11 protein-coding genes and 3 pseudogenes are annotated in these 21,878 nt (G+C 69.4%); 3 read left to right on the top strand and 11 right to left on the bottom strand.

Translation table 11 applies throughout. The features are described from left to right. Window positions 1–46 precede the first annotated feature (46 nt). On the bottom strand, window positions 47–892 hold the full coding sequence (locus tag A176_RS20390) for an HpcH/HpaI aldolase/citrate lyase family protein (protein ID WP_044890086.1): 846 nt from the start codon (window positions 890–892) through the stop codon (window positions 47–49). A 353-nt stretch (window positions 893–1,245) separates the two neighbouring features. Here A176_RS20390 and A176_RS40785 point away from each other — a divergent pair, with 353 nt between their 5' ends. Then, window positions 1,246–1,374 carry a hypothetical protein gene (locus tag A176_RS40785; RefSeq protein WP_002634951.1) on the top strand — a complete coding sequence of 43 codons (129 nt, stop codon included), beginning with the start codon at window positions 1,246–1,248 and terminating at the stop codon, window positions 1,372–1,374. Window positions 1,375–1,502: 128 nt separating this feature from the next. Here the strand turns inward: A176_RS40785 and A176_RS20380 are convergent, their stop codons facing one another. Further along, window positions 1,503–2,270 carry a TetR/AcrR family transcriptional regulator gene (locus A176_RS20380; protein WP_002634952.1) on the bottom strand — a complete coding sequence of 256 codons (768 nt, stop codon included), beginning with the start codon at window positions 2,268–2,270 and terminating at the stop codon, window positions 1,503–1,505. 194 nt (window positions 2,271–2,464) lie between these two features. Here A176_RS20380 and A176_RS20375 point away from each other — a divergent pair, with 194 nt between their 5' ends. Beyond that, window positions 2,465–4,714: an ATP-binding cassette domain-containing protein gene (locus A176_RS20375; RefSeq protein WP_002634953.1), complete on the top strand. Its 2,250-nt coding sequence runs from the start codon at window positions 2,465–2,467 to the stop codon at window positions 4,712–4,714. Window positions 4,715–4,820: 106 nt separating this feature from the next. Here A176_RS20375 and A176_RS20370 read toward each other — a convergent pair whose 3' ends face one another. Then, window positions 4,821–5,453 (bottom strand): hypothetical protein, encoded by a 633-nt coding sequence (locus A176_RS20370; protein WP_044890088.1) that lies wholly within the window; start codon window positions 5,451–5,453, stop codon window positions 4,821–4,823. Window positions 5,454–5,551: 98 nt separating this feature from the next. Here A176_RS20370 and A176_RS20365 point away from each other — a divergent pair, with 98 nt between their 5' ends. Beyond that, on the top strand, window positions 5,552–6,421 hold the full coding sequence (locus A176_RS20365; protein WP_002634955.1) for a LysR family transcriptional regulator: 870 nt from the start codon (window positions 5,552–5,554) through the stop codon (window positions 6,419–6,421). Window positions 6,422–6,441: 20 nt separating this feature from the next. Here A176_RS20365 and A176_RS20360 read toward each other — a convergent pair whose 3' ends face one another. From A176_RS20360 to A176_RS20340, 8 genes and pseudogenes are all read right to left on the bottom strand, one after another. Beyond that, window positions 6,442–8,289 carry an RICIN domain-containing protein gene (locus A176_RS20360; RefSeq protein ID WP_002634956.1) on the bottom strand — a complete coding sequence of 616 codons (1,848 nt, stop codon included), beginning with the start codon at window positions 8,287–8,289 and terminating at the stop codon, window positions 6,442–6,444. A 123-nt stretch (window positions 8,290–8,412) separates the two neighbouring features. After that, window positions 8,413–9,123, bottom strand: coding sequence for an AMP-binding enzyme (locus A176_RS41340; RefSeq protein WP_476704361.1), 711 nt, complete (start codon window positions 9,121–9,123; stop codon window positions 8,413–8,415). A gap of 78 nt (window positions 9,124–9,201) precedes the next feature. Next, window positions 9,202–9,600 (bottom strand): annotated as a pseudogene (locus A176_RS41335) (AMP-binding protein); the annotation flags it as partial. Between the two features lie 42 nt (window positions 9,601–9,642). Beyond that, window positions 9,643–11,796, bottom strand: a pseudogene (locus A176_RS41330) (LLM class flavin-dependent oxidoreductase); the annotation flags it as partial. A gap of 795 nt (window positions 11,797–12,591) precedes the next feature. Beyond that, window positions 12,592–13,080 (bottom strand): annotated as a pseudogene (locus A176_RS41325) (formyltransferase family protein); the annotation flags it as partial. A gap of 41 nt (window positions 13,081–13,121) precedes the next feature. Then, window positions 13,122–13,994, bottom strand: coding sequence for an alpha/beta fold hydrolase (locus A176_RS20350; RefSeq protein ID WP_002634959.1), 873 nt, complete (start codon window positions 13,992–13,994; stop codon window positions 13,122–13,124). Next, window positions 13,976–20,242: a type I polyketide synthase gene (locus A176_RS20345; protein ID WP_002634960.1), complete on the bottom strand. Its 6,267-nt coding sequence runs from the start codon at window positions 20,240–20,242 to the stop codon at window positions 13,976–13,978. The genes A176_RS20350 and A176_RS20345 overlap by 19 nt, the downstream gene beginning before the upstream one ends. Before the next feature lie 127 nt (window positions 20,243–20,369). Further along, a complete protein-coding gene (locus tag A176_RS20340; RefSeq protein WP_226993939.1) occupies window positions 20,370–21,863 on the bottom strand; it encodes a mechanosensitive ion channel family protein in 1,494 nt (497 codons plus the stop codon). Window positions 21,864–21,878 lie beyond the last annotated feature (15 nt).

Below are 21,878 nucleotides of genomic sequence, written 5' to 3'. Positions count from 1 at the left end.
CTCCTGGGGGCACTGGGTTGGGAATGCAGGGGGACGACGCGAGGCTTCAGCCCTCCTGGGGGCCGAACTCCTCGAGCGTGCGCTTCGCCGCCTCGACGAACGGGGCACCGACCATGGTCCCCTCCACCACGCAGATGTTGAAGTCGCGGGCCTGGCTCTCGGTGACGATCTTCCGCGCCTTGCGCAGCGTGTTCTCGTCCGGGGAGAAGGCCTGGTTGATGATGGCCACCTGGCGCGGGTGCACGGCGGCCTTGCCGCTGAAGCCCATGCTCCGGGCGAGCTGGCACTCGCGGCGCAGGCCCTCCTCGTCCGCCATGTCGAACAGCGGGGAGTCGACGACCTGCACGTTGGCGGCCCGCGCGGCGGTGACGAGCCGCGAGCGGGCGTAGTGCAGCGGGTCCCAGGAGAGGGACGCGCCGATGCTGAAGGAGAAGTCCGCGGAGCCGAACACGAGCGCCTTGAGCCGTGGCGTCGCGCGGGCGATGGCGTGGACATTCTCCACGCCGCGAGGCGTCTCCACGAGGGCGAGCAGGTCCACCTGTGAGCAGCTCGCACCGAGCACCTGTTCGACGATTTCGAGGTCCCTGGGGGATTCGACCTTGGGCACCAGGACGGCGTCGGGTTTGACGGCGTAGCCGCGCAGGGCGAGCACGTCGCGAAGGCCCTCGGGGCGGGTGACGGTGTTGATGCGGACGGCCCGGCGGCTCGGGCCCCTGGGGGCGGTGAAGAATGCCTCCGCGTGCTGCCGCGCCGCGTCCTTGTGACTGGCGGCCACGGAGTCCTCGAGGTCCACCAGACTGATGTCCGCGCCGGACTGCTGGCCCCGTGCGAAACGGTCCACGGCGAGCGCTGGCGTGAAGAGGATGGAGCGGCAGTACCGGGTGAATTTCATCGTCGCCTCCGGGGGAAGGGCCTGCACTGGGCGCACCTGTGACGGCACCACCCGTGGGACGTGGGCGGCTCGCTCGAGGCGCGATGAATCAGTGATTGTCTGGGTACCCCCATCGTCCGGGACGGTCAAGGAAACTTGCAATTAATTGCCAAGCTCCTGGTGTGATGGCTTGCTATGTCTTGATATGTCTTTTGACGCGGGCGTACGTGTTTCTATGTTTCGCCGCGAGCCGGGTCTGGCGCGGACTGTCCGCTGCGTCCGGCTCGGCGCGTCAGGGCTTCACTGTAAAATTCGTGGATGGCACTTTTGTTCGAACACTCGCTGCGGAGGCACGCACAGCCGAGGCCATCGGCATGGCGGGAGGAATCCGCGAGCATGTCGAGTCGGGGCGCCCGGTGTACCTCGTCCTCATCACCGACGGACGCAATGGCTGCGTTCGGGCGATGCTGAACGGCGAGCCCATGGCCCCCGGGGCCTCATGAAAATGGAGTCTGTGTTGTCAATGCGAGGCATAAGGACGTCTGGGATGGCGCCGTCCTCGTCGAGGCGAAAGTCTCATGACAGACTTTTCGAGTATCGCGACTTGCTCCCGTGGTCGCACGGATGCAGGTCAACGACGCTTCTTGCCGCCGATGAACGTCGCCAATCCGTCCAGCATTCGTTCCAACCCAAAGGCAAACGCCCCTTCGGGATCATGCGCCCCATAGGTCTCACCGGCGGTCTTCCCGACGCGGGCCAGGACGGGGTAGGGCGTGTAGTCGAGCGTTTCGAGGAACGGCGCGACGCGGTACCACCACTGCTCGTCTGTCATTCCCGTTTCGGCCTTCACCATCTTCTCACGGGCCGCGTTGCGGACCGCGCCGTGGACGTAGTCGCCGACCATGGTGATGATGCGGTCCATCTCCAGGTCCGTGAGCCCGAGTCCCTCAATCGCACTCAACGCGCTGTCCGCTGAGCGGAACGTGTTCGGTCCGAGCACGCTCCGGTGCGTCGAGAGCTGAATCACCCAGGGATGGGCCAGATAGAACTTCCGGTAGTCGGTCGCCACGCGGGTGAGGTTGGCGCGCCACGCGGAGGGCTTGAAGACGGGCTTGTCCTGGAGGACCTCGCCGGACACGGCATCCATCATCAGGTCCAACAGCTCCGCCTTGCTGGGGATGTGCGTGTAGAACGACATGGCGGAGATGCCCACGGCCTCCGCGACCCGGCGGGTGGTGACCGCTTCGAGCCCCTCGCCGTCCGCGATGGCCACGGCGGCGTTCACCAGGTCCGCGACGCTGACCTTGGCCTTCGGCCCTCGCTTGGGGGCCTCTGCCCGGTCCCACAGCAACCGCAACAACTTCAGCGGGTCGCCCTTGCCCGAAATCTCGCCGCTCATCCGTCCCTCGCAATAACTATTTACGGCGTACGAGGTTCTTGTGCTAAACCTCGTGCGCCGTACGAAGTTAGGAGCCCGCCGGAGAGTTGTCGAGCCATTTGCCGCACGCCTGCCCGGTTCGCGGGCGAAATGGTGGGCCTGTCGGTCGATGCTTCGACCTACAAACGTGCATCAGTCTGGAGGAGAAGCGGTCCATGTACGGTTCCATCAAGATTCGCGGTGCGCGCGAGAACAACCTGAAGAACGTCTCGCTCGACATCCCCAAGCGGAAGATCACCGTCTTCACCGGCGTCTCGGGTTCGGGCAAGTCGTCCCTCGTCTTTGGCACCATCGCCGCCGAGAGCCAGCGCCTCATCAACGAGACCTACCCCGCCTTCGTGCAGCAGTTCATGCCGCACTATGGCCAGCCGGACGCGGAGAGCCTGGAGAACATCTCGGCGGCCATCATCGTGGACCAGCAGCGGCTGGGCGGGAACTCGCGTTCGACGGTGGCCACCGTCACGGACGCGGCGCAGATGCTGCGCGTGCTGTTCTCCCGCCTCGCCGAGCCGCACCTGGGCAGCCCGGGCCTCTATTCCTACAACGACCCGCGCGGCCTCTGTCCCGACTGCGAGGGCATTGGGCAGGTCGCGTCCATGGACATGGATGCGGTCATCGACAAGTCCAAGTCCCTGAACGAAGGCGCCATCCTTCCGAAGGACTACGCGGTCGACAGTTGGTACTGGGCCATCTTCGCGCGCTCCGGGTACTTCGACCTCGACAAGAAGCTGTCCAAGTACACGAAGGAGGAGATGGAGAAGCTGCTCCACCTGGACGACGGCCGGAAGATCAAGATCGACAAGATCAACCTCACCTATGAGGGCCTCGTCCCCAAGCTCCGGCGCACGTTGGGTTCCAAGGACCCGGAGACCGTTCAACCCCATGTCCGGGCGGAGTACGAGCGCATCTTCACCCGCGCCACCTGTCCCGCCTGCCAGGGCGGCCGGCTCAATCAGGCCGCGCTGGGCAGCCGCATCCAGGGAAAGAACATCGCGGAGTGCTCGGCGATGCAGGTCTCCGACCTCGCCGCGTTCGTCCGGAAGATTTCGGCTCCGTCCGTGGGCCCCATGTTGGACGCCTTGGTGCACCGGTTGGAGAACCTGGTGACCATTGGCCTGGGCTACCTCAGCCTCGACCGGGAGAGCTCCACGTTGTCGGGCGGTGAGAGTCAGCGGGTGAAGATGGTGCGCCACCTGGGCTCCAGCCTCACCGACGTGACGTACATCTTCGACGAGCCCAGCGTGGGGCTGCACCCGCACGATGTCGGCCGGCTCGCGGGGCTGATGAAGCAGCTTCGCGACAAGGGCAACACGGTGCTCATCGTCGAGCACAAGCCGGACATGATTGCCCTGGCGGACCACGTGGTCGACATGGGCCCCAAGGCGGGCTCGCACGGTGGGAAGGTGGTCTACGAGGGCGGCTACGAGGGACTGCTGACCTCGGGGACGCTCACGGGCAACCACATGAAGAAGCACCAGCCCCTGAAGACCACGCCGCGCAAGCCCAAGGGGCAGCTTCACATCAAGGGCGCGAAGCTCAACAACCTGCAGGACGTCTCGGTTTCGATTCCCCAGGGCGTGCTGACCGTGGTGACGGGCGTGGCGGGTTCCGGCAAGTCGTCGCTGATTCAGGGCTGCCTGCCCAAGGCGTACCCGGAGACCATCATCATCGACCAGAACCTGGCGCGTGGCTCGCGGCGCTCCAATACGGCCACTTACACCGGCATTCTGGACAATGTGCGCAAGGCCTTCGCGAAGGCGAACAAGGTGGACGCGGCGCTGTTCTCCGCGAACTCCAAGGGCGCCTGCCCGGACTGCAGTGGCCTGGGTGTCATCTACACGGACCTGGCGCACCTGGACCCCATGGTGACGCTCTGCGAGACGTGCGACGGCAAGCGCTTCACCGAGGAGGTGCTGGCCCACCGCCTGCGCGGCAAGTCCATCAGCGACGTCTACGAGATGTCCATCAGCGACGCCGTAGCCTTCTTCACCGAGCCGGCCATCGCCAAGATTCTCCAGAGCCTGGATGACGTCGGGCTCGGCTACCTCACGCTGGGGCAGCCGCTGTCGACGCTGTCGGGCGGAGAGCGTCAGCGGTTGAAGCTGGCCGCGGAGCTGGGGCAGTCCGGGAACATCTACGTGCTCGATGAGCCGACCACGGGTCTGCACATGAACGACGTGGACACGCTGATTGGTTTGTTCGACAGGCTCGTGGATGGCGGGTCGACGGTCATCGTCATCGAGCACAACCTGGACGTGGTGTCCCGCGCGGACTGGGTCATCGACCTGGGGCCCGGTGCTGGCCACGAGGGTGGCCGGGTTGTCTTCGAGGGCGCCCCCGGAAAGCTGGGTGCTCACAAAGGCTCGCTGACCGGGGAGCACATGGCTCGCCGTCAGAAGGCATAGCGGCGGAGGGACGCGGGTCCCTCCCTGCGGAGGGGCGTTCGCTTCGGGACCGTTGTGTGGACGCCGATGCGAAACACCGGAGGCTCGCGCGTCTGAGCATTCAGGTTCAGCGCGCGTCCGTGAGGCCCTCGGCGGTGGTGGGCGCGCGGTCGAAGGTGCGAGGCGCGAAGAGCGTGGCCTTCTCCGTGTTGCGCACCCACGGTGTCTCGCCATTCAGCAACTCCACTTGCTCCTCCAGGACGCCCTGCTCGTAATGGTAGGACTGGGAGATGCGGTAGCGGTCGAAGGGCGCGAAGCGGCTGACGTCGGGCCGCATCTCCAGGACGGCCTGCCGGAACTCCGGGTCGGTGTGTCCTCCGCCGTCGCCCAGGGTCGAGCGGAGGGTGCTGAGCACCTGTCCGCCTTCGCCGGGTGCGCCGTAGTCCACGCGGAAGTACATCGTCTGCTCGCGAGGCCCCGCGCTGCCGTCGTAGCCAGGGTGCCGGCGGCGGAGGCTCTTCACGGATTCCCAGTGCCGGGCGAAGCGGCGCTGCTCCACCGTGAAGTCGTAGTCGAACTCCGGAATGCGCTTCCACTCGCCATGCTCCAGGCGCTCCGCCTCGCCTCGGCCCGACCAGACCAGCGTGAGCACGGGCTCCGGACCCGGGCCTGCTTCGAGCGGGAAGACGCCTCCGCGTGAGGCACCACAGCCAGTCAGCGCGCACAGCATCAGCAACCACATGGGTGTCGAAGTGTTCATGGTCGTCTCGTGGGAAAGGCCTACCCCTGCACGGTGCCCGTGAACCCGCGTGACAACAATCAGGCCCGACTCCAAATCACTGTTGTAGATTCGCAACAATGGACCTGAACCACCTCGCGCTGTTCCAGGCCGTCGCGGAGACGCAGAGCTTCACGAAGGCCGCCGCGCGGCTGGGGTTCGACAAGTCCAAGGTGAGCCGGGCGCTGCGTTCCTTGGAGGAGCAGTTGGGGACCCCGTTGCTCGTCCGGACCACGCGTATGGTGAGGCTCACGCCTGAAGGACAGGCGCTCCTCGGACAGGTGGCGCCGCTGCTCGCGGGCCTCCGTGCGGTGGTGACACCGGCCGCGTCCGGCATGCCGTCAGGGGAGGTATCGCTGACGGCGCCTCCGGATGTGGGCCGTGCGTTGCTGGCCCCGGTGCTCGCGCGGTTCAGGGCGAGCTTCCCCGGCGTGCGCGTGCGGGTGGTGCTGACGTATGACGTGGTGGACCTGTTGGGCGACGGCGTGGACCTCGCGCTGCGAGTGGGCCGCCCAGGCGCGAGCACGTTCGTCGCGCGCAAGCTGATGGACCTGGAGGCCGGCTTCTTCGCGGCGCCGCGCTATCTGGAGCGGCGAGGCACTCCTTCCGCGCTCACGGACCTGGCGCATCATGAGTGCCTGTGGCCGGCGCCACCCCGAGGGAAAGGGCCGTTCAGGGCCCACGCACAGGGGGCGGCGCCACGGCCCGCCTCGGTGGAGTGCGCGGACTTCGCCTTCCTCGCGGAGGTGGCGCGGACGGGCGGAGGTGTCGCGCTGCTGCCCGTCTTCCTGGTGGCTCAGGACGTGGCGCTGGGCGAACTCGTGCGGGTGTTGCCCTCGGTGGCGTTTCGAGATGCGCCACTGTTCCTCGTCTCCCGGCCAGGGCGGCTCGTGCCTCCGCGCGTCCAGGCGTTCAAACGCTGCCTGCTGGAGGCCCTGAGCCAACCCTGAGCCGGGCGGGTGTCTAAGAATTACATCGGCTCCAGCCGGAACTGCTGGCAGTCGTTGTTCGCCCAGGTCCACTGCTGGAGCCGAGCGCCGTCACTGGAGGTCCAGCAGTCCGCCACGTCGAGCACCTTGCCGCTGTGCCGGGCTTCCAACCGCTGCCACCCGCTGCCCGTCGAGACAGGCCGGAACTGCTGGTTGGCGCCACCCGCCCACGACCACTGCTGCGCCAAGGCGCCGTCCGCCGTGCTCGCGCCCGTCACATCGAGCACCTTGCCGCTGTAGCGCGACACGAAGCGGAAGTAGCCACCGTCCGTGGGCTCCATCGTCCACTGCTGACTTGCGCCAGAGTGACAGGCCCACTGGTGGATGGCGGTGCCGTCCGCCATGGCGGGCCCGGCGATGTCCACGCACTTCCCCGTGTGCCGGTTCACCAACCGGTACGTGGGGGCGCCGCCCCACTTGAACGAAGCCACCGAGCGCGCGGGCAGGGTGTATGTGAAGGACTGTCCACCCCATCGGACCTTGAAGGTCCGCGATGCCCCGTCATTGGAGTTGAGCGCAATCAGTGCCAGCGAGCCATCCGGGTTGCGGAAGGCGACCGTCTCGATTTCGTTGTTGCCCAGTGTGGTGGCGCCAATGCGCACCGCGCCCGAGCGCACCACCTTGGACAGGTGGGCCCAGGCGTAGAACTCCTCGTTCCGCGTGTACGTGCCCGCGCCGTTGTTCACCGTCACCATGCCCCGGCAGTCCGGGCAGCCGCCCACGCGGGGGCCGTGGCTCGGGTCCAACGCGAGGTTCCAGTACAGCGAGCTGCGCGCGTGGTGACGCAGGGGCCCGAAGAGGTTGTTCTGGAGCGCCCACTCCAGGTTCGCCGCGGCGTTCGTCGCCCAGGCGCCGCCGGTGCACTCGGTGAAGTGGACCTCCTTGCCGGGGAAGGCGTTCTGGAAGGTGCTCTGGACGCTGTAGCTGCCTTCGGGGCTCTCGTAGCAGTGGTAGGCGACGCCCGCGACGGCGGACTGGGCCTGACCGTTGTTGAAGCGCATCACCTCGAGCGGATACTCGGCGGGGCCGCCGTGGTCGTACCAGTTGTGGTCCCAGGCGAGAATCTTCACCCCGCCGAAGCCCGCCGTGTTCATCGCCGGGCGCAGGTGGTGGGCGGCGAAGTTCGACTGGTCGTTCGACTCCATCTGCATCGTCGCGTAGCTGGGGTTCGCGTTGTGCGGCTCGTTCTGGAGGCTCACCGCGTGAATGGGCACGCCCGCCGTGCGGTACGCCTGGAGGAAGCGCACGAAGTAGTTGGCGTAGACGCCGTAGTGGTCATTGCGGAGATACCCGCCCCCCAGGAGCGAGTTGTTGAACTTCATCCAGGCTGGGGCGCTCCACGGCACCGCCATGATTTTCAGCTCGGGGTTGAGCTGCCGCGCCTGCTGGAGCAGGGGGATGATGTACGGCATGTCATGCGCGACGGAGAAGTCATTCAAGTCGCAGCACGTGTCGTCGTAGGTGTAGTGATTGCGCGCGAAGTCCGACGAGCCCATCGGCAGCCGCAGCATGCTGTGGCCCGAGCCCCCGCTCACGCTGAACAGGTCGTTCATGATGGCGTTGCGGTGAGGGGAGTTGAAGATGAGCCACGCCGACGCATCCGTGAGCGCCCCGCCAAAGCCGTCGAGCGTCTGGTAGGTCTGCGAGGGATTGACGTCGATGGCGGTGGCGTTGCCGCTGTCCGGGCCGAAGGTGGGGCTCGGCTCGGGGTTGAGCCGCTTCACCAACGCGCTCCCGGAGGTCGTCGTCAGCCAGACCTGGACGGACTCATTGGCGGCCAGGGCCGGCGCGGAACAGAGCGCGGTGCACAGCAGGACTTCGAATCGCATGGGGCACTCCAGGAATGAGAAAGGCCCGCTAGATTTACGGACTATTCCTGGAATGCAAGTGCTTCCGCCTCGGGATGGATGGGCCCGGGTGCGGAGCGCGCACCCGGGAACATCCAGGTTCACCTATCGGCGGCGGCGCTGCTGCATGGCGCGACGTGCCGCGGCTCGGGCCTCACCGCGCGCCGCGACTTCCTTCAGCGCTTCTTCCTCGCCGCTGTCTCCCGACAGGAAGCCGGAGAGGGTGCGGATGGTGGGGTAGCGGAAGAGGTCCACCAGCGTGAGCGGCTTCTCCACCTGGGCCTTCAGCTTCTCCAGCACCTGCACCATCAGCAGCGAGTGCCCGCCCAGGTCGACGAACTTGTCTTCCACGCCGACCTTGTCGAGCTTGAGCACGTCCTGCCAGATGGTGGCAATCAAGGCCTCCGTCTCACCCTCGGGCCGGACGAGCTCGCCGCGCGCCTGGGCCTGCTCTGGAGGCGGCAGCGCCTTGCGGTCCACCTTCTTGTTCGGCGTCTGGGGGAAGGTGCTCAGCGTGACGAAGGCTTGCGGCACCATGTACTCGGGCAGGCGCGTGCGGAGGAACTCGCGCAGCGCCTCCGTCGCGGGCGGCTCACCCGGCTTCGCGATGAGGTAGGCCACCAGCCGCTTGTCGCCCGGGATGTCCTCGCGAACGATGACCACCGTCTCGCGCACCGCGGGGTGCTCGCCCAGCCGGGCCTCGATTTCACCCAGCTCGATGCGGAAGCCGCGCACCTTCACCTGGTGGTCCAGGCGGCCAATGAACTCCACCACGCCGTCCTGCCGCCACCGCGCGGCGTCACCGGTGCGGTACATGCGCGCGCCCGGCTGCGCGGAGAACGGGTCCGGAACGAAGCGCTCGCGGTCCAGCTCCGGACGGTTGTGGTAGCCCCGCACCACGCCCGCGCCGCCGATGTACAGCTCGCCCGCCGCGCCAATGGGCAGCGGACGCTGCTGCGCGTCCAGGATGTAGAGCTGCGTGTTCGCGATGGGCGTGCCAATGGGGACGCCTTCGCCCACGTTCTTCACCGGCTGCGTGGAGGACCAGATGGTGGTCTCCGTGGGGCCGTACATGTTGACGACGTCGCCGGAGACCGTCTCGGAGAGCTGGCGTGCCAGCGGGACGGGGAAGGCCTCGCCGCCCACCATCATCTTCCGCAGGCGCTTGAGGCCTTCGCGGGAGCGCTCCTCGGCCAGCAGCATGCTCGCCTGCGACGGCGTGCACTGGAGGTGCGTCACGGCGTGGCGCTCCATCAGCGCGGGGATGGAGCCGTCGAGCTCGGGCTCGGCGGGGGCCTGTCCCACGGCCGCGTTGGAGCGCTTGCGCACCTCGGCCAGGAGCGGCAGGTGCTTCATCACCAGCTCGGAGGGGACGCCGAAGTCCACGAGGCAGGCAATCTCATCCACGTCCAGGCCCTTGAGCCGGTCCGCGGTGGCGACGCACGCGTCCACGCTGCCGAAGAGGCCGGAGGTCTGGAAGTAACGCTCGAAGGAGAAGTCGAGCAGCGCGTCCATCTCCTCGGCGGAGAGGTGGTCGGTGCCGAAGTTGCCGTTGGCCAGCGTCGTCTGTTCCTTGAACGCCGGGAAGCTCCAGGCCGCCTCCTTGATGAGCCCCACCGACGACTTGAGGTAGGCCTTCATCGGGCCGCGGACGACCTCCTTCACCGACGCCTCGGAGTCGCCGACGAACGTGTGCAGCATCAGCGACACGGTGCCCTTGCCGGGGTGGCCCGCCTTGGCCCAGGTCTCCCGGTACAAGGCAATCTTCTGCGCCACCTCGTCCACCGTTTGTCCGAGCAGGTGCGTGAGGACGTGGCAGCCCACGCGCGCGGCCTCCTCGAAGGTCTCCGGGTTGCCGGCGGTGGTCACCCAGATGGGCAGCTCCTTCTGCACGGGGCGGGGCAGGGTGCGCAGCTTCACGGTGTTGCCGGTGCCGCTCTTCGTCTCCAGCGTCTCGCCGCGCCACAGCCGGCGCACGTCTTCAATCTGCTGGAACATGATGCGCTTGCGGTCCGGGAAGCTCTCCGGGCGCAGCGCGAAGTCGTTGGGCTGCCAGCCCGCGGCGAACGAAATCCCCACGCGGCCGTGGGAGATGTTGTCCACCACGGACCAGTCCTCGGCGATGCGCAGCGTGGGGTGCAGGGGCGACACGAGGCTGCCCGCTCGGAGCTGCACGTTGCGCGTCACCGCCGCCAGCGCGGCGGACGTGACGGCCGGGTTGGGGAACAGCCCGCCGAAGGCGTGGAAGTGCCGCTCCGGCGTCCACACGGCGCAGAAGCCGTTCGTGTCCGCGAAGCGCGCGCTCTCCATCAGCAAGTCGTAGCGGCCCTCGGGGCGCTCGCCTTCGTCGCTGGAGAAGTAGAAGAGGCTGAAGTCCATCGCGCGGGAGGCGTGCTTGCCCTCGTTCGCCGCGCCGTGCCGCTCCGCGTGGAGGACCACCGTGAAGCCGCGGGTGAGCGTCCAGAGCAGCTCCAGCACGGAGATGTCGAAGTTGAGGCTCGTCACCGCGAGCCACGTCCCGCGCTCCGTGCCCAGCCGTTCATCCATGCCGATGCCGAAGTTCACGACGTTGCGGTGCTCAATCATCACGCCCTTGGGCTTGCCCGTGCTGCCCGAGGTGTAGATGACGTAGGCCAGGCTGTCCGGCGTGGCCGGCGGCGTCTGGGCCTCCGGCGCGGCGGCGATGCGCTCCCAGGCCTGGTCCACCGCGAGCGCGCGCTTCGCCGCGGCGGGCACGTGTGACAACAGACGCTCCTGGGTGAGCACCAGGTGGCAGCCGGCGTCTTCCACCATGAAGGCGATGCGCTCGGCGGGGTAGGCCGGGTCGAGCGGCACGTAGCAGCCCCCCGCCTTGTGCGTCGCCAGCACGCCCACCATCATCTCCAGGGAGCGCTCCATGAAGATGCCCACGCGGACGTCGCGGCCCACGCCCTCGCCGCGCAGGTGCCGCGCCAGCGTCTCCGCGCGAGCGTCCAGCTCGCGGTAGGTCAGCGAGGCACCCTTGCAGATGAGCGCCGTGGCATCCGGCGTGCGCTGGGCCTGGGCCTGGAACAGCGAGGCCAGGGTGGCGTCGTGGGGGAACTCGCGCCGCGTGTCGTTCCAGCGGTTCAGGAGCTGACGCTCCTCGGCGCCCAGCAGGTCATGCTCACCCACCGCCTTGCCCGGCGCACTCCGGAGCGAGGCCAGGAACGCGGAGAGCTGGCGCGCCACGTCGTCCGCGCGGGTTTTATCCACGCGCGTGGCGTCGAAATGCAGGTGGGCGTGCTGGCCCTGGGCGTCCACGTCGATGACGAGCGCCGCGCCCCCCACGGCCGGGCCCGCCGCGCCGATGCGCACCGCGACGGGATAGGCCACCTCGCCGCCGTGGCGTTGGAGATTGGAGAGCTGCGCGGAGCGGCCCAGCACGTCGCGCGCGAGGACGCCCTTGTCGCGAAGCTGCGTCAGCGCCTTGCGGAAGGCACCCGCGGCCTGCTCCGGCGCGTCCTTCATCGGCAGCTCGATGCGGAGCGGGAGCTGCGAGGCGAAGAACCCCTCCACGCCCTCGATGCGCGCGCGTGTGGAGGCATCCGCGTAGCCGACGTCGAAGCGAGGCTCGGGCGACAGTCGCGCGAGGAAGGCGATGGCGGTGAAGAGCAGCCGCTCCTCGGGCGGCAGGTCGGTGACCCAGCCCGGGGCAAGCTCGCTCGCGTCGAACTTCAGCGTGTGGATGCCCGTGTCCTTGGAGCTTCCCCCCAGGAAGGACAGGTCCGGCGGCGCCAGCGCCTCCAGCCGGTGGAGGAAGAAGGCCTCCGCCTTGCCCGCCTGCGTGCCCACCTCGGTCAGCCGGGCGCGCAGCTCCGCGGAGGCCGCGGGCAGCGTGTCGCCCTTGGCGAGCATGCGCGCGCCGAGCAGGTCCGGCCAGGTCAGGGGCGCTCCGCACAGGCCCTTGGGGCCCTTGAGCGTGAGGTCTCCGCCTTGGACCGCCACCGTCAGCGCGTCACCCTCGATGTCGAGCACCGTGCCGGGCGCCGCCTCGGACGCGGGCTCGGCGCGGCGGGCCTCGGAGATGGCGACAGGCGCGTTGCCCAGCCACACCTTCGCGAAGGCGAGCGGGTTGGGGTAGCCGCCATAGTCGAGCGCGGACACCAGCGCGTGCGCCACGTCCACGTCCCCGTGGAGGTCGAGCACGGCCGCGGACTCCGGCCGGGACGCGAGGCCGAAGTAGCTGCGCTGGGAGAAGTCCTGCTCCTGGGGCTGGGCGGTGCCCGCGACCAGCTCCTCCGCGAGCTCCGCGAAGGTCTCCATGCCCAGCGTGTAGCAGCGGGCATTGAGGCTGAAGGCCGTCTCGACGGGGGCGATGTCGAAGAGGCGCTGCTTGAGGATGCGGCCCTTGTCCGCGCCCTGCGTCATCTCATGCCAGGTGACGCCGTGCTGGGGCTCGCGGTGGAGCAGCGCCCACGAGGTGACGTTGAGGCCGGCGTAGCGGGGCAGGGGGCCGTCATGGAAGTTGATGGCCATGCGCCGGGGCAGGCGGAGGATTTCGTCCTTCACCAGGCTCAGGTTGACGATGCTGAACAGCCAGTCGAACGGCGCCTGGGACAGGAAGGGCAGCACCTGCTCGCCGGGGGGCACGTGCGGAATGGACTGCTCCTCGGCCCAGCGCTGGAGCGCGGGCTCGCGCGTGACGAGCCCGAGAATCCGGACGCCGCGCTCGGTGAGCGCCTGCGCGCAGGGAACGACGAGGGTGCCCTCGCCAATGATGAAACAACTGGGCGACTCCGGGGCCGCGCTCATTCAGTGCCTCCTGGGGTTCAGGAAATCGGGTGTCCCACCGCTCACAAGCCCATGCCCTGTCGGGCGTCGGCGAGCGCGGCGGGATGCTTCAGCAAGTCGGCGTGCCCGATGTCCGGGTACACCTTGATGGGGGCGGACAGCGCGCGGCTGACGAGGTTGCCCTGGAGAGGGGGCAGCGCGCTGTCGGCGGCGCCATGCAACACGAGCGCGGGAGGCTGCTCCTTGTTTCGCAGCAGCGGCCGGTTGTCATAGCGGTGCAGCCTGAAGACGTAGCCCAGCAGCCCCGACGGCCTCACCTTCATCTGGTGAAAGGGCGCGAACAGCACCAGGTGCCGGGCGGGGGCCTTCAGGTCATTCAGCGTCTGGGCCGCCGCGAGCGCCGACATGCTGCCCATGGAGAACCCCACCAGGTGGATGTTCTGGGCCGCGGTGGGGTGTGCGGACACCAACCAGCGCATGGCATTCGTGGCGCTTTCGCGGAGGGCCTCGGGCGAGGGCTCACCAGGGGAGCCGTCGAAGCCCGGCGGCGCGAAGGCCGCCAGCCCCAGCCCGCGCCCTTCGTCGAGCGAGAGGAGGATGTCCTTGCCTTCGGCGAGGTATCCCGGCGTGTTGCCGCCGAAGTACACCAGCCACCGCGTCTCACCGGCCGCTGGCGGGCGCGTCACCGCGACCTGCCACGGAGGCGCATCTGGACCGGCGAGCGTCCAGCCTCCCGTCGCCAGTTCGGTGCGCGCCTCCGCGGTCAGCGGGGCGCCGGTGTACGGGAACGGGCCCGGGTTCTCGGAGTCGTGTCGAGGCCATGCCACCATGAGGATCCCCACCGCGAGCAGGATGGCGGTGACCGGCTTGGCGGACGAAATCGCCCGCTGCTTGTGCAGCTCGTATCGGGACGCGGTCACCTGGAACCAGTCCATCGAGCCTCTCCTCGCGCGCCGTGCTGGGCCTCGGCCAAGGCCTCTCGGAGCAGCCGCCCCAGGACGTGGACGTTGGGCTCGCGCACCAGGCTGTCGTGGTCACCCGGCACCTCGCGGATGTTCAACCCGGGCACCAGCGGCTCCCAGCCGAGGCTGGTCCCCATGTGCGCGTAGATGGCGTGAATCTCCTGCGCGCGGAACAGCGTCACGGGGCCCGCGTAGGGGTGGGGGACGTAGCGGCTCGCCAGCGCCTGGAAGCGCTCGGTGAGCTGGAGGTTGCGCAGCTCGATGGGGAGCGCCTCGCCCCGCTGCTCGTACCAGCGCAGCTTGACCTGGCTCCACAGCCGCGTGCCGTCGCGCTCCACCTTGGTGCGCAGCTTGCGCGACACGTAGCTCGCCGCCCCTTCCCGGCGAAGCTCCCGCAGCCGCTCGGGCAGCGACTGGCGCCGCTCCTGGGTGGCGGGGTGGAAGGTGTCGAGGAACGCGACCAGCGCGACCGGCTCGCCCAGCGCGACCAGCCGCTGCGCCATCTCGTACGCGACCACGCCGCCGCCGGAGTAGCCGCCAATCAGGTAGGGGCCGTGAGGCTGCACCTGACGCACGGCTTCCAGGTAGATGGCCGCCATCTCCTCGATGCTGTCGGCGGGAGGCAGCTTGCCGTCCACGCCGCGCGCCTGGAGGCCGTAGAAGGGCTGCTCCTTGCCGAGCGACTGCGCCAGCTCGCGGAAGTTGAGGACGTTGCCACCCGCGCCGTGCACGCAGAAGAAAGGTGTCGCGTTGCCGCCCTTCTGGATGGTGACCAGCGGAGACCAGCTCTTGGGCGCGGCCTTGGCGGCGGGCGCCTGCGCGGTGGGCGCGGTGTCACCCACCACCGCGTCCGGGGTGAAGGGAATCCCCGCGGCCTCGCGCACCAGGGCGGCGCACTGCTCCAGCGTGGGTGCTTCGAACAGGGTGGCCAGCGTCAGGTCCGCGCCCAGCGTCTTCTTGATGCGCGCGAACAGGCGCACCGCGATGAGCGAGTGCCCACCGAGGTCGAAGAAGTTGTCCTTCAAGCCGACCTTCGGCGCGCCGAGCAACTGCTGCCAAAGCTCCGCGAGCTTGCGCTCCACGTCGTCGCGCGGCGCGTCCGCGGCGGCGGGGCCGGAGGGCTGCCCTTCCTGTGCCACCGTGGCCGAGGCCGCCGGCTTCGCCGCCTCCTGCTTCGGACGCATGCGGGCCGCCAGGACATGCAGGTCCATGGAGCTGACGAAGAGCGCGTTCGTGTCCTTGAGCGCCAGCGCGCGCAGGAAGGCGTCCTGGCCTTCCGCGGGCTTGATGCCCAGCGGCAGCCACCCTTCGAGCATCGAGCCCTTCTTCTGCGGCGCACGGCCAAACCGCCGCGCCTCGACGGAGGCGACGAGGTAGCCCTCGATGGCGCAGAAGACGTTGCCGTCCGCGTCGGTGAGCGTCACGTCGAGCAGCGCGCCGCGGCCTTCCTCCTGCCGCACCCGCACGTGGCTCATCGCCACCTCGGGCCACGGGCCCCACACCTGGAGCTGCCGGTAGGAGACGGGCACGTGCAGCTTCCCGGGCTGTCCCGCGTCGGGGAGCAGCGAGAAGGCGAAGCCGGAGGCGATGTCGAGCAGGCCCGGCGGAATCCCGTACGTGGACAGGTCCTCGCGGAAGGCGCGCGGCAGCTCCAGCGTACCCAGGGCCTCGGACACGCCGAAGCCCGCGGAGCGCAGCACCTTCCAGCGGGGGCCGAACGCGATGAGCGCGTCCTGTGGCAGGGCCTGCTCACCCTCGCCGAAGGTCAACGGCCGTGCCGTGCAGCGGGCGCGGACCGGGGACAGGTTCATCGCGGCGGGGCGCTGGCCCTGGGCCGCATGGAGCCGCGCGGTGGCGTGCTCCGTCCAGGCGTTGCCGGAAGCGCGGCTGCTCACCCGGAAGGCGAACCCTTCCTCCTCCGGCGACAGCGTGATCTCCACCTCGCGGACCTCGCCGTCCGGGACTTCCAGCGGCGACACGAGCGAGAGCTGGGACAGCTCCAGGGGTTCACCAGGACGCACCAGCGCCCATGCGGCGCGGGCCAGCTCCACGTACCCCGTCCCCGGCAGCACCGGACCGCCGCCGCGCATGCGGTGCTCGTCCAGCACCCAGTGCGCCTTGGCGTCGTAGATGGCGCGGAAGACGGCGTGTCCCTCCGGCGCCTCCACGCGCCGCTGGAGCAGCGGGTGGCCGACGCTCTCGCCCGGGGGCAACTGCGGCGCGAGCTGCGCCGCGGCCATGCCGACCTCCTGCCAGACGCCCCAGCCGAGCGCGAGCGCCCGTTTGGCGACGCGCGTGGCCTCCAGCCGGGTGGCCTGGGCCAGCAGGAACGCGTTGGCGGCGACGTAGTCCACCTGCCCCGGCGGCCCCAGCCAGGCGCTCGTCGACGCGAAGGTGACGAAGAAGTCGAGGTCCGCGTCGCGCAGCGCTTCTTCCAGCGCGAGCGCGCCCAACGCCTTGGGCGCGAGCACCCTCAGCGCCGAGTCCCGCGTCTTGGACTCCAGCGGTCCGTCCTCGAGCGTGCCCGCCGCGTGCACCACGCCGTGCAAGGCGCCGAAGCGCTCCCGCACCTGGTCAATGGCCGCGCGCAACTGACCGGCGTCCGTGGTGTCCGCCTTCAGCAGCAGCACCTGGGCGCCAATCCCTTCGAGCGTGCGTTGAAGCTCCGCGTGAGACGCACTGGCCGCCGACCGCGACACCAGCGCGAGCCGCGCCTTGACCTTGCGCGCGAACATTTCGGCGAGCGTGCGGCCGATGCCACCCAGGCCGCCCGTGATGAGGTAGACGCCCTGGTCGCGCAGCGGCGTCGGGGCCTCGTCCAGCGCCGTCCGCTCCACCACCTGCACCAGACGACGGCCGCCTCGCAGCGCCACCGGCGCCTCGACGTCCGGACGCAGCAGCTCCTCCGCGAGCTCCCGCGCCTGACCCATCACGTTGACCACCATCTGCAGGTCCACCACGCGGGCCTTGAGCTCGGGAAGCTCCTTGGGCCCCACGAGCAGCGGACCGAAGCTCAACGCCTGCTCCGGGCTCATCGCGTGCCCTTCGGCGGGCAGGGCCTCCTGCGTCACCCGCATGTAGCGCAGCCCCGGCGGCAGCGACTCGGCCGTCAGGGACTGCATCAGGGCCAGCGGCGTGAGGAAGTACCGCGCCACCGCGCGCTCCCATCCCAGCGTGGCCACGTCCCGGGGCGTGACGTCCACGATGCGGGGCGGCACGCGCCCCTCGGCGCCCAGCGCGTCCCACAGCGCTTCCCAGTCCTCGCGGGCATCGAGCCGCAGCGTGAAGTTCCGCTCGGCCCCGCGGCTGAAGGACTCGCCCGGCAGCACGCGCGTCACCTGCGCGCCTCGCGCCGACAGCTCACGCGTCAGCTCGCTGGAGAGCATGTGTTGCTCGCCCACGATGAGCCAACGCTCGTTCTCCGCGGGCGTCTCCGGCGCCGCGCCGGCCTGCTCACGGAAGCGGGGCACGTAGCCCCAGCGCGACACGTTCTCTTCGCGCACCAGCGGGCGCTCACCCTCGCGCCGCGCCATGAAGGTGCCGCTGCCCGGCTCCACCCAGTGGCGCTCGCGCTCGAAGGCGTACGTGGGCAGCGCCACGCGCCGCCGCTTCTGGCCGTCGAAGAGGGCGGCCACGTCCAGGTCCACGCCCGCGGCCCAGAGGCGCCCGAGCGCGAGCTGGAAGAACGCGAGGTCCGCGACGGTGTCGTTCGGATGCCGCAGCGACGGCACGAGCTGCTCGGCCTGGGGCTTCTCGACCTGGGCCCGCAGGAGCTGCGTGAGCGTCTGGCCGGGGCCGACCTCCAGGTAGACGCGAGACTTGTCCGCCAGGAGGACGCCCGCGCCCTCGGCGAAGCGCACCGGCTGGCGCAGGTGCCGCACCCAGTAGTCGGGCGAGGTGGCCTCCTCGGGCGTCACCCACGCGCCGGTGACGTTGGAGATCCATGGCCCCGTGGGCTTGGCGAAGCGCACCGTGCCCAGGAACTCGCGGAAGGGCGCGAGGATGGGCTCCAACATGCGCGAGTGCGCGGCCACCTTGATGTGCAGCCGCCGCGCCTCCACCTCGCGCGCCTTGAGCTGGGCCTCCAGCGCCTCGATGGCCGCCACTTCGCCGGATACCAGGCACAGGCCCGGCGCGTTGTGCGCGCCCAGGTCCAGGCCCTCGCCCAGCAGCGGCTTGAGCTCCGCCTCTGGCAGCTCCACGCTCAGCATGGCGCCCGCGGGGAGCTGGTCGAAGAGGCGTCCACGGCACGCGACGATGCCCAGCGCGTCCTTCAAGGAGAAGACGCCGTTGAGCTGCGCACAGGCGTACTCGCCCATGCTGTGCCCCATGCACGCCTGCGGCGTCAGGCCGCGCGCCTTCCACAGCGCGGCGAGCGACAGCTCCACGGACAGGAGCGCCGGCAGCGCGTACGTGGCCTGCTCCAACTGCGCGCGGGCGTCCTTCTCGGCGCCGGCCTCCGGGAAGAGCAGGGGGCGCAGCTTCAGCGACTGGTGCTGTTCCAGCAGCGACAGGCACTCATCCAGGGCGCGGCGGAACACCGGCTCCTGCTCGTAGAGGCCCTTCGCCATGCCCGGGTACTGCGCGCCACCACCGGGGAAGAGGAAGACCACCGAGCGGCCCTCGGCCTCCGTGTGGGCCTGGGCCGTCCGCGCGGCCTCGGGCTGCGACAGCAGGCGCACGGCCTCTTCACGCGAAGCCGCGACCACCGCGCGGCGGTGCCCGAAGCGGCGGCGGCCGTCCAGCAGCGTGTACGAGGCATCGCCCAGGTTGGGGGCGTCCGGCTCACCCAGCCGCTGCGCCAGCCGCTGCGCGGCGCGCTCCAGGGCGGCGGGGGTGCGCGCGGAGAGCCACAGCGTCTCGAAGGGGCGCGCGGCGGACGTCTGCGCCTGCGCGGGCGCCTCTTCCAGGATGACGTGCGCGTTGGTACCGCCCACGCCCAGCGAGTTCACCGCGGCCCGGCGCGGCCGGCCCTTGGTCGCGACCCAGTCGCGCAGCGTCGCGTTCACGTTGAAAGGCGAGCGCGCGAAGTCGATCTGCGGGTTGGGCTTCTCGAAGTGCAGCGTGGGCGCCATCTGCTTGTGCCGCAGCATCTGGACGACCTTGATGAAGCTCGCCACGCCCGCGGCCGTGTCCAGGTGGCCGATGTTCGTCTTCACCGAGCCGATGCGGCAGAACCCGCTCTTCTGCGTCTGCGTGCGGAAGGCCTGGGTGAGCGCGGTGATTTCAATCGGGTCGCCCACGGGCGTGCCGGTGCCGTGGCACTCGATGTAGTCGATGGTGTCGGCGCTCACGCCGGAGACGTTGAGCGCCTCCACCACCGCGTCCGCCTGCCCGTCGACGGACGGCGCCAGGTAGCCCACCTTGCGCGCGCCGTCGTTGTTGACCGCGCTGCCCTTCACCACCGCGTAGATGGTGTCCCCATCCGCCAGCGCGTCCTCCAGCCGGCGCAGGACGATGACACCCGCGCCGCTGCCGAAGAGCGTGCCCTGGGAGCGGTGGTCGAAAGCGCGGCAGTGCCCATCCGGCGAGAGGATCTCCCCCTCCTGATACAGGTAGCCCCGGTAGTGCGGCAGCTCCAGCGTGACGCCGCCCGCCAACGCCAGGTCACACTCGCGCGCGAGCAAGCTCTGGCAGGCGGAGTGGATGGCGACGAGCGACGTGGAGCACGCCGTCTGCACATTGAGGCTGGGGCCGCGCAGGTCCAGGCAATACGAGACGCGCGTGGTGAGGAAGTCCTTGTCGTTGCCCGTGTGCCGCACCAGGAACAGGCCCACCTGTTCCATGAGCTGCGGATTGGTGAAGAGGTTGTAGGGCATGTACGCGTTCATGCCCGAGCCGCCGAACACGCCAACGGGGCCCTTGAAGCGCTCCGGCGGATGGCCGCTGTGCTCCAGCGCTTCCCAGCACACCTCCAGGAAGTGCCGGTGCTGCGGATCCATGAGGGACGCCTCGCGCGCGCTGAAGCCGAAGAAGCCCGCGTCGAAATCCTCGAGGCCCTCGTACACCATGCCCGACTTCACGTAGTTCGGGTCCTGGAGCAGCGCGGGGTCCACGCCCGCGCTCAGGAGCTGGGCGTCGGTGAATGGCGTGACGGATTCCACGCCGTCGCGCACGCGGCGCCAGAACGTGTCCACGTCCCGCGCTCCAGGCAGGCGCGCGGCCATGCCCACCACCGCGATGTCTGGTGACTCCGAAAGCCCCTCAACGTCTTCCGTCATGACAGTGATCCTGCAAAGTACCGCTTCCAGCAGTTCAATTCAGCACAGTGCGAGGCGGGTCGAATCTGCCCCAGCTTCCAAACCGGAGTACTGAGGTCTGTCACGACATCCCCCCGCTGCGACGAGCCTACTCGTGTGTGGCGTTGAGCCCGAATATCTGGCGAAGCCGCCCGAGTATACGGCCGACCTCACCCGGAATGGCGTCAGTGCTTGCTCCGCTGGCTTCGGCCACCGCCCGAAGCTGGGTCCGCCGCTGGGCAAGCATGGAAGAAAGCTGTCGTGCCAGCCCCGGGTATTCGGAGAAGAGGCGGGCGAAAGTCGGCCGATCGACCTCGAGAAGCAACGAGTCCTGCACCGCCACCACCGTGGCGAACCGGCGCTCCCCGGTCAGCAGGCACATCTCGCCGAAATAGCTGCCCCGGCCCAGGCGCGTGACCTCGGACTGGCTCTTCCCGGTGCGGACGCTGACCTCACCCGAGGCGAGGACGTAGAAGGTCCGTCCCTCATCGCCTTCCTGGATGATGCGCTCGCCCGCGCCGAAGCGGCGCACCAGGGACTCCTGCCGGAGCCGGTCCAGGTCCTCGGGCTTCAGCGCCTGGAAGAGGTCCACGGCGCCCAGGATCTGCCGGATGGTGTCCTCGGAGAGCTCGGTGCGCGCCGTCTCCTGCCGCACGTGCACCGTGCGCTGCGCGTAGGGAATCTCGATGTTCTCCCGGCGCAGGCGGTACCAGAGGCGGGTGTGGAGGTCCTCCTTCACGCCGTCGGACTGGCCGTACTCGGCGACGAAGAAGCGCACCATGTAGCGGATGGAGTTGTCCTCGTAGCTGAGCGTGCGCGCGATGGGGCTGGGGTCCGGCAGGACGAGCGGCGTCTCCCGCAGCGTCTCCAGCAGCGCGCTCTTCACCTGGTTGGGCGGCGTGTCGCGCGCCAGGCGGAACTCCACGTCGATGCCCACCGGGTTCAGGTCCTGCGTGAAGTTCTGCACCAGCTCCTTGGCCACCATGCTGTTGGGCAGCGTGATGACCTCGCGGCGGAAGTTGGACAGGCGGATGGAGCGCCAGCCGATGAAGACGACGCGGCCCGCGTGCGTCCCGATGCGGATGAAGTGGCCCACCTCGAAGGGGCGGTCCAACTGGAGGGACAGGCCGGCGAAGAGGTTGCCCAGCGTCTCCTGGAGCGCCAGACCGATGACCACCGACAGCACCGCGGACGTGGCCACCAGGCCCGCCAGGTCCACGTCGAACTGGGTGCGCAGCAGCGGCAGCACCGCCAGCGGGTACAGCGTGAAGTCGATGACGTTGCGAAGGATCTTCGGCGTGCCCACCGCCGGGGCGCGCATCCGCACCAGCTTCAGTCCCAGGGCCACGCTGGCGCGGATGCCACCGAAGGTGAACATCAACATCCACGCCACGCGGAGCGCCTTCTGGACACCCTCGGGCGCTGACTCGGGCAGCGCCCACGAGGCCAGCCGGAGCACGACGAACGCGATGAGCAGCCGGATGGCGCTCTTCAAATCCTGCCGCAGGTCGGTGTCGAGGGAGGATGTGCGCACCCCCATCAGCACGACGATGAGCAGCGCACCCACGGCCAGGGACAGATTGCTCTGAAGGAAGGGCAGCAAGACGGGTGGAATGTC

Origin of the sequence: Myxococcus hansupus (genome assembly GCF_000280925.3) — a bacterium.
Classification (GTDB): Bacteria; Myxococcota; Myxococcia; order Myxococcales; family Myxococcaceae; genus Myxococcus; species Myxococcus hansupus.
The sequence above is the reverse complement of the archived record's forward strand: the minus strand, read 5'-3'. Positions and strand labels throughout refer to the sequence as shown.

Bases quoted from the DNA above. Each gene is read 5' to 3' on its own strand.
- A176_RS41340 (WP_476704361.1), bottom strand. From the start codon at position 9,123: ATGTACCGCACCGGTGACGCCGCGCGGTGGCGGCAGGACGGCGTGGTG.
- A176_RS20390 (WP_044890086.1), bottom strand. From the start codon at position 892: ATGAAATTCACCCGGTACTGCCGCTCCATCCTCTTCACGCCAGCGCTC.
- A176_RS20360 (WP_002634956.1), bottom strand. From the start codon at position 8,289: ATGCGATTCGAAGTCCTGCTGTGCACCGCGCTCTGTTCCGCGCCGGCC.
- A176_RS20370 (WP_044890088.1), bottom strand. From the start codon at position 5,453: ATGAACACTTCGACACCCATGTGGTTGCTGATGCTGTGCGCGCTGACT.
- A176_RS20345 (WP_002634960.1), bottom strand. From the start codon at position 20,242: ATGACGGAAGACGTTGAGGGGCTTTCGGAGTCACCAGACATCGCGGTG.
- A176_RS20350 (WP_002634959.1), bottom strand. From the start codon at position 13,994: ATGGACTGGTTCCAGGTGACCGCGTCCCGATACGAGCTGCACAAGCAG.
- A176_RS20375 (WP_002634953.1), top strand. From the start codon at position 2,465: ATGTACGGTTCCATCAAGATTCGCGGTGCGCGCGAGAACAACCTGAAG.
- A176_RS20365 (WP_002634955.1), top strand. From the start codon at position 5,552: ATGGACCTGAACCACCTCGCGCTGTTCCAGGCCGTCGCGGAGACGCAG.
- A176_RS40785 (WP_002634951.1), top strand. From the start codon at position 1,246: ATGGCGGGAGGAATCCGCGAGCATGTCGAGTCGGGGCGCCCGGTGTAC.
- A176_RS20380 (WP_002634952.1), bottom strand. From the start codon at position 2,270: ATGAGCGGCGAGATTTCGGGCAAGGGCGACCCGCTGAAGTTGTTGCGG.